The organism is Phyllobacterium myrsinacearum (assembly GCF_002980555.1).
GTDB classification, from domain to species: Bacteria; Pseudomonadota; Alphaproteobacteria; order Rhizobiales; family Rhizobiaceae; genus Phyllobacterium; species Phyllobacterium myrsinacearum.
Map to the genome: position 1 here is coordinate 689,644 of NZ_PVBT01000002.1, position 12,758 is coordinate 702,401.

Below are 12,758 nucleotides of genomic sequence, written 5' to 3' on the forward strand. Positions count from 1 at the left end.
TGATTATTTGACGGCGCCGATGGAAAGCCCGCGCACGAGATAGCGCTGCAACCACGCAAAGAGAATGGCGACCGGGACGGATGCCACAAATGCCGCAGCCATGACGTAGTGCCAGTCGACCGTGTAACGGCCGGCGACAAGCGACAGCACGCGGATCGGCAGGGTATAATTCTCCTCCTTGCGCAGCATGGTGAGCGCGATGACGAACTCGTTCCAGGCATTGATGAAGGTGAAGATGGCGGTGACGACCATTGCGGGGACGGCAAGCGGCAGGAAGACGCTGCGCAGCGTGCGCCAGCGATTTGCCCCTTCCATCCACGCGGCCTCTTCAAGATCGCGCGGGATGGTGGAGAAATAGCTTTGCAGCATCCATACGCAGAAGGCGATGTTGAAGCCGGTGTAGATGATGACAAGCACGTTCAAGTTGTCGATCATCCCGGCATTGGCGACGAGCCGGAACAGGCCGATGACCAGCACAATGGGCGACAGCATCTGCGAGACAAGGAGGAACTGCCGGTAGGCGTTGCGGCCGGCAAACTGGTAGCGGCTGAGGGCATAGGCGGCAGGAATGGAGACGATGATTGTCAGCAGGGTCGACAGCGTCGACACATAGAGCGAATTGGCAAGCGCCGAGGCAATGCCCGAGGTCTGCCACATCTCCGAAAAGTTCTGCCAGTGCAGCTCTTCCGGCCACCAGGTGGGGTTGAGCACTTCGGTTGCCGATTTGAGTGACGTGATCGTCATGACGACATAGGGAAAGAGAATCACCACCACGATGGGCGACAGGAACAGCCAGAACAGGATCGAGCGCTTGAGCTTGGCGTTCATCATGGCTTCTCCTCGCGCATGGCCAGCCGCACATAGATGAGCGTGAAGACCAGAAGGATGGCGAACATGATCAGCGAGATCGCCGCCGCCTCGCCGAGGCGTCCCAGGCGGAAGCCGAGCTCGTAGAGATAGGTCACGAGAATATGGGTCGAATTGGCAGGCCCGCCCTGCGTGGTTACCCAGATGATCGGGAAGGAGTTGAAGACGTAGATCGTGTTGAGCACGAACGCGATGTTGATGAAGGGCCGTAACAGGGGAAGCGTGATCAGGCGGAACTGATCCCAGCGCCCTGCCCCTTCCGTTGCGGCCGCCTCATAGAGATCATCGGGAACCGACGACAGGCCGCCGAGGAAAATGGTGACGGTAAACGGCACCGAGACGAGAATGCCAATCAGGATCTGCATCGGAAAGGCCGTGGATGCCTCGGCCAGCCACTGGATATTGCTGCCGATCAGGCCAAGGTCACGCAGCGCCGAGTTCAGCATGCCGCTTTCACCATTGAGCGCCCAGCGCCAGACCACGGCGGTCATGGTCAGCGAGATCGCCCAGGGCAGCATGATGAGGATGCGGGCAATGCCGCGGCCATAGAAATCCTCGTTGAGGATCAGCGCGATGGGGACCGACACGATCAGCGTGCCGAGCACGACGCAGGCGGTCCAGATCAGGGTGCGCCAGGTGGCGGCGATGAAATCCGGATCGGCGAACAGCACGCGGAAATGCTCAAGCCCGACGAATTCGCGCAGCATGCCGAAGCGGTTCACGTCATGCAGCGACAGCGAAACGATCTCCTTCAGCGGCCAGAGAATGATGGCGGCTGCCAGGATGAAGCTTGGCAGAATGAGGAAATAGGGGGCCGTTGCCCGTTGCATAAGCGTGCGTTCCTTGACCGGAGAATTTGGGACCGGAGAATATGGCGTCTGAAGGACGGGTGGGGAGAGCGGCGGATGCTGCTCTCCCGTGCCCGGCTTATTTCAGCGTCGCGTTGATCTTGGCGGCCGCTTCCTTCAGTGTCGCCTCGGCCTCGCCCTGGCCGAGATAGATCTTCTGCACGGCATTGGAGGTTGTCTTGGCGATGTCCTCCCAGCCCGGAATGACCGGCGCAAATCGGGCGTTTGGCAGCAGCGAGGTGAAGACCTTCAGATCGGCATCATCCGCAAAATAGGGATCCTTTGCTTCTTCCGCATTGACCGGCAGGAAGTGTTCGACTTTGTCGAACTTGGTGCGCTGTTCCGTGGTGAAGATGAAGTCGAGGAACTTCCAGGCCGCTTCCTTGTTCTTGGAATTCTCGAACAGAACAATGGAATCGGTCACGCCATAGGTGCCCTTGTCGCCGCCCGGACCGGCGGGAATGGGCGCCACGCCATAATTGAGCTTCGGCGCTTCGGTCTTGATCTGGCCGGACAGGAACGGTGCGGTGATGACCGTTGCCACCTTGCCCTGCTTGAACAGGTTCTGCACGTCTTCACGCGAATAGGAGGTCACGCCCGGCTGGGTCAGGCCCTCGTCGATGAAGCTCTTGTAAAGCTTGGCGGTATCGATGGCCGCTTTTGAATCCAGGCCGGATTTACCGTCCTTGACGATCTCGCCGCCGTTCGACCACATGCCGTAGTAGAAATAGACGTCTGTCTCGATTTCCTTGCCCTGCAGGCCGAAACCATAGGTTTCTCCGCCGAGCTTCTTGATCTTCTCCGCATCGGTCTTGAAGTCAGCCCATGTCGCTGGCGGCGCGCTGATGCCGGCCTTGGCGAAAATGTCCTTGTTGTAGTACATCGCGCGGGCCGAAGCGGCGACCGGCAGACCGTAGACCTTGCCGTTCATGACCGACGGTGTCAGGAACGTGTCGATGAAGCGGGCCTTGAATTCCGGTTTGATGTGCTCATCGAGTGGTGCAACGATGCCTTCCGACACATAGTCGAGCAGCCAGCGGGTGCCGATGATGGAAAGATCGGCATTGGCACCGGCCGAAATATCGGTGGTCAGCTTCTGCTGCAGGCTGTCCCATGGCACGACTTCGATCTGGATTTTGACATCGGGATTGGCGGCTTCAAACGCCTTGGCCGCTTCCTGGAAATACGGGCCCGTGCCCTTGCTGTATTCGGCGATGGTGACGCGCACCGTGCTTGCGGCAAAGGCGCTGCTGCTGAAGGCAACAATGCTTGCTCCGGCAAGAAGGCATAGTTTCTGTTTGAACGTCATTGTCATTCCCCTTGTTATCGCCGCAGTCACACGGCGTTTGTTTGTGTCCGCGAACCGTCTTCGGCGGGTAGGCTCCTTCGCCTCCCGCAAGCCGCTTCTTCCAACCAGCCTCTCTATCTTCAAATGTAATTTAATTTCATGCAAGCGAATTTTGCATCGGTTTCGCGTATTTTTATGTTGCTTTTTTTCACGCATCGCCATTAGCTGGGCGAAAGGCGGGCAGAATCCGCTGGAGATTGTCCGCAGAAGCGGGCCAATGATACGGGAACAGATGAACGCGCAATGACCTCACCCAATTTGCATGATTTCTATGGACTAAAAGGCAGGCAGGTGCTGATCACCGGTGCCGGAGGCGGCATCGGCCAGGCATTGATTGCAGCCTTCACCGCCGCGGGGGCCGTCGTCTCGGGTGCCGACAGGACGGACGCGGCATTGGAAAACCTGCCCCTCGCCCATCGTCTTGTTTTTGAACTCACGGACCGCGCCGGCATCGCAAAGGCCGTCGGTGATTTCATCGGCGAAAACGGTGCGCCTGACGTACTGGTCAACAATGCCGGCTTCACCCGCGGCGAAACACTCAATCAGGTGGACGGCGATGTCTGGGATCGCGAGATTGCGATCAACCTGAATGGAGCCTTTCATGTGACGGCGCCGGTCGTCGATGCCATGGCAAAACGCGGCAGCGGCAATATCGTGTTCATATCCTCGGTCAACGGCCTCTCGCATTTCGGCAACCCGGCCTATTCGGCTGCCAAGGCCGGGTTGATCTCCTATGTGAAGGCGCTGGCCGTCGAGCGCGGACGGCATGGCATCCGCGCCAATGCCGTCTGCCCCGGCTCGGTGCGCACGCCCGCATGGGATCATCGCCTGGCCAGTCAGCCGGAACTCCTGGCGAAAGTCTTGCCGCATTATCCGCTCGGGCGCATGGTGACGCCGGAAGAAGTGGCACATGCTGCCCTGTTTCTGGCGTCCTCGGCAGCATCTGGAATAACAGGCACGGCACTGGCCGTGGATGCCGGGTTGACGTCAGGCAATCTGCGCTTCATCAACGACGTTCTTGCGGGAGAAGACTGACATGGCCGGACTTCAGATCAAACAGCTCGTCAAATCCTATGGAGCCATGAGCGTTCTGCATGGCATCGATCTTGAGGTGCGGGACGGTGAGTTCCTCGTTCTCATCGGTCCTTCCGGCTGCGGCAAGTCCACGCTTTTGCGCATGATTGCCGGTCTCGACGATATTTCCTCGGGAGAATTGTGGATCGGCGATCGCCTGACCAATGGCCTCGCGCCGCAGCAGCGCAATATTTCGATGGTCTTCCAGAGCTATGCGCTGTTCCCGCATATGACGACGCGCAAGAATATCGGTTTTGGCCCGAAAATCCGGCGCGAGGCGGGAAGCGTTATCGATGCCAAGGTGAACAAGGCAGCGGAAACGCTCAACCTGCATAACTATCTCGACCGCCTGCCGCGCCAGCTTTCTGGCGGTCAGCGCCAGCGGGTTGCCATGGGCCGGACCATCGTGCGGGAACCCGACCTTTTCCTGTTCGACGAGCCGCTGTCCAATCTGGATGCCAAGCTGCGCGTGCAGATGCGCACGGAAATCAAGGCGCTGCACCAGCAGCTGAAGACAACCATCGTCTATGTGACCCATGACCAGATCGAGGCCATGACCATGGCGGACCGGATCGTGGTGATGAATGGCGGGCGCATCGAACAGATCGGCTCGCCGCTGGAACTGTATGACCGGCCTGCCAACAAATTCGTTGCCGGTTTCCTTGGCTCGCCCGCCATGAGCTTTATTCCAGGAACGCTGGAGCGCGGTGACGGGGTGGTACGCATGCGGACATCGGATGGCTTTACGATTCCGGTTGGCGATACGACGGCCGCCTCCGGTCAGCCGGTTGAAGTGGGCATTCGCCCGGAACATTACCGCCTGGCCGCAAGCGGTCAGGGTTTCCCCTACAAGGTGGCCGTGGTGGAGCCGACGGGCTCGGAAACGCATCTTTTCGGCACGATTGCCGGCGTGGATGTGCATGCCGTTTTCCGTGATCGCATTGCGCCGGAACCGGGCAGCCAGATGATGCTGACGGTCGATTCCGGCAAGGTTCACGTCTTTGACGGGAAAACCGGAAACCGGATCTGACATGGCTTCACCGCTTTTTGACATCGTTGCCCGCTTGCGTGACATCGCCGAGAACGGCCAGCGTTCCGATCAAAAGGTGGCGGCTGCAGTTCTGGCGGATGCGGATTTTGCCACCCATGCTTCCATCGAAAAACTGGCGGAAAAGGCCGGGGTCAGCGAACCGACGATCACCCGTTTCTGCCGCACGCTCGGTTTCGAAGGCACCCGTGATTTCAAGGTGGGGCTTGCCCAATCCCTGGCGATTGCCGGGCGGTTCATTTCGGTCAGCACCGCCGACGGTTCGGCTAGCAATGGTGTTCCCTCCATCATAGCCAGCAGCGCTGTCAGCGCGATTGAGACGGTGACCAATCTCATCGACCGGGCCAGTCTTGACCGCGCCGCCGCTATCGTTGCGGCAGCCGGCATGGTCCGTGCCTACGGATCAGGCGGCGCCTCGTCAATGGCCGCGACCGAGCTTGAAAACCGGCTGTTCCGGCTGGGTCTTCCGGCCTCCTCGCATATTGATGGCGAAATGCAGCAGATGACTGCGGCAACCAGCAGCAAGGATACGGTCATCGTCGCCTATTCCCTGTCCGGCGAGGTCAGGCCGGTCATCGATGCCGTGACCATTGCCGGGCGCTACGGCGCGAAAACAATTGCCTTCACGGCGGCCAATTCCTCCCTGGCGGCGGCCGCGCAACTGGTCTTGCCTTTTCACATCGAGGAGGGCACGAATGTCTACCGGCCCTCGCCCGCCCGTTATGCCCTGCTTGCCCTCACCGACATGCTGGCCATGAGCGTGGCGGAGAAAATCGGTGCGCCGGCGGTGGAGCGCATGCGCCGCATCAAGAACCTTCAGGGCATGCAAAAGAGCGATGCACCCAACCTTCCGCTTGGAGACTGAAAATTGAAACTGTCCGATCTTGATACGCCTGCCGTCCTTATCGATGTGGACCGGGCCGATGCCAACCTGCAGCGCTTTCAGGCCTATGCCGACGCGCATGGGCTGCGCGTGCGACCGCATATCAAGACGCACAAGCTGCCGCGCTTTGCCAAACGGCAGGTGGAACTTGGCGCCGTCGGTATCACCTGCCAGAAACTGGGCGAGGCCGAAGTCATGGCCGATGCCGGTTTGACCGACATTTTCATTCCCTACAATATTATCGGCAAAGCCAAGCTTGACCGGCTCGTTGCCCTGCACAACCGTATCAAGATTGCGGTGACGGCGGACAGCGCTGCAACCGTCAGCGGTCTTGCCGCAGCTTTTGCCGGCTCGGCAAAGCCGCTTGACGTTCTGGTGGAATGCGATACGGGGATGGGCCGCTGCGGCGTGCAGACACCCGACGCGGCGGTTGCGCTGGCAAAGGTGATCGATGCCGCCGGAGATCTCCGCTTTGCGGGCTTCATGACCTATCCGAAGGCGGGTGGCGTGCCGCAGAATCAGGCGTGGCTGGCAGCGGCAAAGCAGAAAGCCGCCGACGCGGGACTTGATCCGCGCATCATCTCCAATGGCGGTTCGCCCGATATGTGGCGCGCTCACGAGGTGACGGCGGCCACCGAACACCGGCCGGGCACCTACATCTACATGGACCGGTTTCAGGTGGCAAAGAATGCGGGCACGTGGGATGATTGCGCCCTCACCGTTCTGGCAACGGTGGTCAGCCGCCCCACCGACAATCGTGCGGTCATCGATGCCGGGTCAAAATCGCTGTCGAGCGATACGTTCGGCATGGAGGGGTTCGGGCGGATTGTCGAATTTCCCGATGCGGTGATCACCTCGCTCAGCGAGGAGCACGGGACGATCGACCTGTCGGCCTGCACATTGAAGCCGCAGATCGGCGACCGGGTCCGCATCATTCCCAATCATGCCTGCGTGGTCTCCAACCTGTTCGACAGCGTGGTGCTGATATCAGGCGACGAGGTTGTCGATATTGCCCCCGTCGCCGCGCGTGGCCGGGTCGGTTAATTGCCGTAGATGGCCGTGCGCATTTTCCGCTGCGCGTCGGACATCGCCTGTCCCTTGGCATTGACCTGCTCGAGCAGGGTGTTCAATTGCGCCTGCACCGTAGGATCCGACACCTCGAACATCGAGCCGGAGATGGTGATCTTGTCCTTGTGCTGATCGACGAAATCGACAACTTTCAGGAGGATGTCGAAGGTTTCGCTCGTGGCGGGAAAGATTTCCTTGTAGGTGTTGGCAAGATTACTCACGGTCTTTTCATAGGCCTTGTCAAAGACGGGCTTGAGATCTTCCGGCTGCTTCAGCGCCGCATGAGCCTTGTCGGCGACGCCCTGTTCTTCATCCATGGTCGTGCGCAGCGTGCTGAGCCCGGCATAGGCGGCCTTGATGTCATCCTTGCGGTTCATGGCATCATCGATGGAGGTGATTGCGCCTTTGGCGGCAAGGGCTTCCATGGGTTTGCTGATCTTTTCGTTCATCGCCGCGTGAAAATCGGTGATGATCTTGTACTGTGCTGCATAGCTGCCAAGAGACTTGGTTTCTTCCGTGGTCAATTGCGGGACGCTCACGCCCTTCTTGTCGACAATGCGCGTCTGCAGAAAGTCGATGAATGCCTTGCGCTGGGTGGCCTCGTTGTCCGAACAGGCCGAGATCGAGAGGGCCATGAACATGGTCATCGCAGCCGCAATGGCAAAACGGAATCCTAGCATTTTGTAATTTTCCTTTTCTTCTTCTTAAAGTCTGCTCAGGCGAGCAGCCTGAGCGATAAGGCCTGTCGGCCTTGTTGGGTCCCGTGGTGCTGTAAAAATTGGGCACCAGCATGGGAAGAATGTCATTTCCCTTAAAATTGATCGTATCGCTGGGTAGGACCTAGTGGAGAAAGACGGCGCGTACAACCGCAGTGGTTGTCACAGCCGATGTTTTCCAGAAGCTATGGAATGCACGAAAGGCTAGGGCCGCGCCATCTTGCCGTGCTGGACCTGATCGATCAGCGCGCGGCGGAACAGTCTTGACGCTGGCCCGAGCGGTTCGTCGGAACGATGCGCTATGTAGGCGCGCAGCACTGTTTCACCATGCTCGCCATATTCAGCCGTAGGCACACGCACCAGCCGCTCCTCCTGCAGATCCCGCTCAACCAGCCAGATCGGCAGGTTGCCCCAGCCGATTCCGCTCAAGATCAGCACACGCTTGGTGTCATTGTCGCTGACCCGCCAGGTTCGGGGGGAAAGCACATGGAAGTCACGCCCTTCGGTCAGGCGCGAGGGGTCTTCGCCGACGATCTGGACGTGATCGGCAAGCTCCACCGCTGTCACGGCCGGGCCCTCTACAGCCCGGCTCGCCAGGGGATGATGCCGTGCAACGACAGCGACCCGCCAGAGAAAGGCGAGTTCTTCCAGTTCGATCATCGGGTCGGGCATGTCGAGGGCCATGATCGCCATGGTGCAACGGCGTTCGCGCAAGGCCGCGATGGGTGCTCCCATGGGCGCGATTGTCAGCCGCACACCGACCGAGGGATAGGCATCCTGCATTGTTTTCAGCGCCTGCGCGGCGATTTCAATGGGAAATTGCGGGTCAAGCGCAATTGAAATACCGAGTTCGAGCCCTTCACCCAATCCGCGTGCCCTGGCCCGCATCGTGTCGACCTTCAACAGGATGGCCCTGATATCGGCAAGAAGGGCCTGGCCTTCCGAGGTCAGAACCGGGCGATGGCCGGAGCGGTCAAACAGCGTGACACCGAGTTGCGCTTCCATGCTGCCGATGGAGTGACTGACCGCCGATTGCACCCGCGCCAGCTGCACGGATGCGGCGCGAAAGCTGCCGGCTTCGGTAACGGCAACAAACATCCGCATCTGGTCAAGGGTCAGCGCATCCAACATGATCTACTCAATCGATCATGTTGAGGCATATTTTGTCAATATCATCGATGACACTGCCGTGTCATCCTGGGGTCCTGCCAACCCGCCGGATATCCGAGATGACTGAAATCAATACCTTGCCCGTGACCAGAACCGATTATATCTCCGCCAGTCTCGTTATTGCCAGCGGCGTGGTGGCAGCGCTGCAGGTGGGCAAGGCGGCCATTGCCATTCCTGCTCTGCGCAGTGATTTTCACCTCAATCTGGAGCAGGCGGGATGGGTGATGTCGATCTTTGCCCTGCTGGCGGTGATCGGCGGCATTCCTGTCGGGGCGGCCATCACGCGTTTTGGCGACAGAAATCTCATTGTTGCCGGTCTCGTCGCCATCGCGGCGGGAAGCGCGACCGGAGCGTCGACGGACACTTTCCATGTCCTGCTGGCGGCCCGGGTCCTCGAGGGAACGGGCCTTCTCTTCGTGGTGATTGCCGGATCGGCGATTCTCAATCGCGTTGCCGCACGAGAGGACCGCGATCTGATCTTTGCTTTCTGGAGCTGCTACATGCCTGCCGGGATCGCCTTGGCAATTCTGCTCGGTCTTGCCGTTGACGGCTGGCGCCTGTTCTGGTTTGCCAATGCGGCGGTGGCATGCCTCTTTGCCATTCTGCTGCAGTTTTTGGTTCCGGGCGAGGCACCGGACAGGGCACGACTGTCCCCCGGAACCCTCATGAACAATGCGGGCCGGACAATCACGTCGGCGGGCCCGCTGCTGCTCGCGCTGATGTTCGCCATGTACGGCCTGCAGTTCTTTGCCCTGTTCAGCTTTCTGCCGGTCCTGCTGGTTGAACGCATCGGGGTGCCGCATACGGCAGCTGGCGTGATGACGGCGCTTGCCGTTGCCGCCAATATTGCCGGCAATATCGGCGCAGGCATCGCCTTGCGGCGCGGAATGCCGCGATGGCTGCTTCTTGCCGCGGCAAGTGCGGTCATGACCGTCACCGGGATCGCCGTGTTCCTCCTGCCCCTGCCCGCGGGACTGCTCTTTGGTCTTTGCGTTGTCTTTTCCGGCGTTGGCGGCTGTCTGCCTTCGGCGATGATGGGGGCCGCACCGCGGGCCGTGCCGGAGCCGCAGCTTGGCGCCATGTCCGTTGGTCTCGTGATGCAGGGCAGCAACCTTGGCCAGATGATCGGGCCGGTGGTTGTGGGCAGCCTGGTCGATGCGGGCGGATGGCAGGCCGCCGCTATGCCGGTGGCGATTGCAGGGATGGTTGCAATCGGTAATGCGCTTTTCCTGCGGAACGTCTTCCGCCGCTTTCAGCTGTGAGATCAAGGCGCCGATTGTGGCCGGTCGGGAATAGCCATAGAATGCGGTGCATTCGGGGCTGACGGAAGGGACCGCCATGGAGGAAGACGCTGCTGAATTTGCCCATCGTCTGAGGCATCGCGCGGTGACCTATGGCGTTCTGACCTGCGTCCTGATGGTGGCAACATCACTCGTCGCCGACAAGGGCGGCGCGGTGCTTGCCGGATTGTGGCCCCTGATGATGATGGGCGGCCTGATTACCCTCGCGCTGACCGGCTACCTCCTGTTTGATGCCGCACTGTTTCGTTTCATCGCCTCGCATGAGGATGAGCTTGACGGGTGCAAGGCCCTCGACGATATGCTGGCGCGGATGCGGCTGCGGTCCCGTCCCGAAAAGACCCGGCCGCTGCGCGCCAGAATATCGGGGACCAAGAGCGTCCTGGTGAAACTGCATATCGCCTTTGCCGCCTTCGTCACCCTGTTCGTGGCACTCATTGTCTACGGATTCTGGGGCCACTGATGGGACTCGACTCCCGGCCGGTCTTTCCTGCATCATGCAGGCCTTCGCCAGAACTTGTGCGTGCGGGACACGGGAAATGCGTATGGGGCCGACTGTCAAAGTGTTGTTCGAGCGGCCAGCGCCGGCAAGTGGCCCGGCCCCTCTCGTCGAGCCGGATCCGGCCGGCCTTGCCGTGCTGACAACGGAGGAAATCCCGGCTGGCTTCCTCTGTGCCTTGGAGCGCAATCATACCACTGACGATCGCGATCCCTTCCAGCGCTGGGAAGAATAGGCCTAGCTTTTCAGCCTGTACCCCGTCTTGAACATCCAGCGCACAATCAGGATGCAGACGATGAGGAACACCGATGTCATGGCAAGACTGGTTCCGATGTGCACGTCGGACAAGCCGTAAAAACTCCAGCGAAAGCCACTGATGAGATAAACGACCGGATTGAACAAGGTGACCGTGCGCCAGAACGGCGGCAGCATGTCGATGGAATAGAAGCTGCCGCCCAGGAACGTCAGCGGCGTGACGATCATCAGCGGCACCAGCTGCAGCTTTTCAAAACCGTCGGCCCAGATGCCGATGATGAAGCCGAACAGGCTGAAGGTTACCGCGGTGAGCACGAGAAACAGCACCATGACAAAGGGATGCTCGATCCGCATCGGCACGAACAGGGCCGCCGTCGCCAGAATGATCACGCCGAGAATGATCGATTTCGACGCCGCCGCGCCGACATAGGCGATGACGATTTCAAAATAGGACACCGGCGCCGACAGCAATTCGTAGATCGTCCCGGTAAATTTCGGAAAATAAATGCCGAAGGAGGCGTTGGAAATGCTCTGGGTCAGCAGCGACAGCATGACCAGCCCCGGCACGATGAACGCCCCGTAGCTGACGCCGTTGATTTCGGGAATACGCCCGCCAATGGCCGAACCGAAGACGACAAAGTACAGGCTGGTGGAAATGACCGGCGAGATGATGCTCTGCATGATCGTGCGCCAAGTGCGATGCATTTCAAAGAGATAGATCGCGCGGATCGCGTAAAGGTTCATTTGCGTTCCCTCACCAGATTGACGAAGATTTCCTCGAGAGAACTTTGCTTCGTCTGAATGTCGTTGAACCCGATGCCTGCCTTGTCCAGATCCTTGAGCAGCGAGGCAATGCCGGTCTTGTCTTCATGTGCATCGTAGCTGTAGATCAGCTCGCTGCCGCTGGCGGCCAGTTCGAGCCCGTACTTGGCCAGAGTGTCCGGTACGGCTGAATGCTCCTCCTGCAAATGCAGGCGAAGCTGTTTCTTGCCCAGCGAGCGCATCAGTTCGTGCTTTTCTTCGACCAGAATGATCTCGCCCTTGCTGATGACGCCGATGCGGTCCGCCATCTGTTCGGCTTCCTCGATGTAATGGGTTGTCAGGATGATGGTCACGCCGGACTCGCGCAGCGCGCGGACCACATTCCACATGTCCCGGCGCAGCTCGACATCGACACCGGCTGTCGGCTCGTCGAGGAACAGGATTTCAGGTTCATGCGACAGAGCCTTGGCAATCATGACGCGGCGTTTCATGCCGCCGGACAAGGTGATGATCCTGTTGTCTTTTTTATCCCAGAGCGAGAGATCTTTCAGAATCTTCTCGATGTGGCTGGGTTTGGACGGTTTGCCGAACAGGCCGCGGCTGAAACTCACCGTGTTCCACACCGTTTCGAAGGCATCCGTCGTCAATTCCTGCGGGACGAGGCCGATCTTGGTGCGCGCTGCACGATAATCCTTCTGGATGTCGTGCCCATCGGCAAGGATCGTCCCGGATGTTGGATTGACGATGCCGCAGATGGTGCTGATCAGCGTTGTCTTGCCGGCACCGTTGGGGCCGAGCAGGGCAAAGATCTCGCCATGATGAATGTCGAGATTGATGTTCTTGAGTGCTTCAAACCCGGAATCATAGGTTTTATGTAGATTGGAAACCGATATGGCTGAGGACATGAGGTCTATCCGGACGG

14 protein-coding genes are annotated in these 12,758 nt (G+C 59.6%); 7 read left to right on the forward strand and 7 right to left on the reverse strand.

The window, feature by feature from the left end:
* Positions 1-3 precede the first annotated feature (3 nt).
* From C5750_RS10085 to C5750_RS10095, 3 genes are all read right to left on the reverse strand, one after another.
* Positions 4-831 (reverse strand): carbohydrate ABC transporter permease, encoded by an 828-nt coding sequence (locus tag C5750_RS10085; RefSeq protein ID WP_162800171.1) that lies wholly within the window; start codon positions 829-831, stop codon positions 4-6.
* Positions 828-1,697: a carbohydrate ABC transporter permease gene (locus tag C5750_RS10090; protein ID WP_105733718.1), complete on the reverse strand. Its 870-nt coding sequence runs from the start codon at positions 1,695-1,697 to the stop codon at positions 828-830. Before C5750_RS10090 ends, C5750_RS10085 begins: the two co-directional genes overlap by 4 nt.
* Before the next feature lie 97 nt (positions 1,698-1,794).
* Positions 1,795-3,024, reverse strand: coding sequence for an ABC transporter substrate-binding protein (locus tag C5750_RS10095; protein ID WP_425350439.1), 1,230 nt, complete (start codon positions 3,022-3,024; stop codon positions 1,795-1,797).
* A 282-nt stretch (positions 3,025-3,306) separates the two neighbouring features.
* Between C5750_RS10095 and C5750_RS10100 the strand changes: the two genes are divergently transcribed.
* Genes C5750_RS10100 through C5750_RS10115 form a run of 4 tightly spaced genes read left to right on the forward strand, consistent with a single transcriptional unit; the run spans position 3,307 to position 7,112 of the window.
* Entirely contained in the window at positions 3,307-4,098 is a 792-nt protein-coding gene (locus tag C5750_RS10100; protein ID WP_105733720.1) for an SDR family oxidoreductase, read from the forward strand.
* 1 nt (position 4,099) lies between these two features.
* Positions 4,100-5,167, forward strand: a complete 1,068-nt coding sequence (locus C5750_RS10105) for an ABC transporter ATP-binding protein (protein WP_105733721.1) — start codon at positions 4,100-4,102, stop codon at positions 5,165-5,167.
* Position 5,168: 1 nt separating this feature from the next.
* A complete protein-coding gene (locus C5750_RS10110) occupies positions 5,169-6,050 on the forward strand; it encodes a MurR/RpiR family transcriptional regulator (protein WP_105733722.1) in 882 nt (293 codons plus the stop codon).
* 3 nt (positions 6,051-6,053) lie between these two features.
* Positions 6,054-7,112 (forward strand): D-TA family PLP-dependent enzyme, encoded by a 1,059-nt coding sequence (locus C5750_RS10115; RefSeq protein WP_105733723.1) that lies wholly within the window; start codon positions 6,054-6,056, stop codon positions 7,110-7,112.
* On the opposite strand, the gene C5750_RS10120 is transcribed toward C5750_RS10115, so the two are convergent.
* Positions 7,109-7,816: a DUF3053 family protein gene (locus C5750_RS10120; protein ID WP_105733724.1), complete on the reverse strand. Its 708-nt coding sequence runs from the start codon at positions 7,814-7,816 to the stop codon at positions 7,109-7,111. The two genes, C5750_RS10115 and C5750_RS10120, sit on opposite strands and share 4 nt — an antisense overlap.
* Before the next feature lie 240 nt (positions 7,817-8,056).
* Positions 8,057-8,983, reverse strand: coding sequence for a LysR family transcriptional regulator (locus C5750_RS10125; RefSeq protein ID WP_105733725.1), 927 nt, complete (start codon positions 8,981-8,983; stop codon positions 8,057-8,059).
* Positions 8,984-9,081: 98 nt separating this feature from the next.
* On the opposite strand from C5750_RS10125, the gene C5750_RS10130 reads away from it, so the two are divergent.
* From C5750_RS10130 to C5750_RS10140, 3 genes are all read left to right on the forward strand, one after another.
* Positions 9,082-10,284, forward strand: a complete 1,203-nt coding sequence (locus C5750_RS10130; protein WP_158531288.1) for an MFS transporter — start codon at positions 9,082-9,084, stop codon at positions 10,282-10,284.
* 76 nt (positions 10,285-10,360) lie between these two features.
* Positions 10,361-10,783, forward strand: coding sequence for a hypothetical protein (locus tag C5750_RS10135; protein ID WP_105733727.1), 423 nt, complete (start codon positions 10,361-10,363; stop codon positions 10,781-10,783).
* Between the two features lie 82 nt (positions 10,784-10,865).
* Positions 10,866-11,054, forward strand: coding sequence for a hypothetical protein (locus C5750_RS10140; RefSeq protein ID WP_105733728.1), 189 nt, complete (start codon positions 10,866-10,868; stop codon positions 11,052-11,054).
* 2 nt (positions 11,055-11,056) lie between these two features.
* Here C5750_RS10140 and C5750_RS10145 read toward each other — a convergent pair whose 3' ends face one another.
* Together C5750_RS10145 and C5750_RS10150 are read right to left on the reverse strand one after the other, a co-directional pair.
* Complete coding sequence (locus C5750_RS10145; protein WP_105733729.1) at positions 11,057-11,818, reverse strand: ABC transporter permease; 762 nt, start codon at positions 11,816-11,818, stop codon at positions 11,057-11,059.
* Positions 11,815-12,741: an ABC transporter ATP-binding protein gene (locus tag C5750_RS10150; protein WP_105733730.1), complete on the reverse strand. Its 927-nt coding sequence runs from the start codon at positions 12,739-12,741 to the stop codon at positions 11,815-11,817. Before C5750_RS10150 ends, C5750_RS10145 begins: the two co-directional genes overlap by 4 nt.
* Between the last annotated feature and the right edge of the window lie 17 nt (positions 12,742-12,758).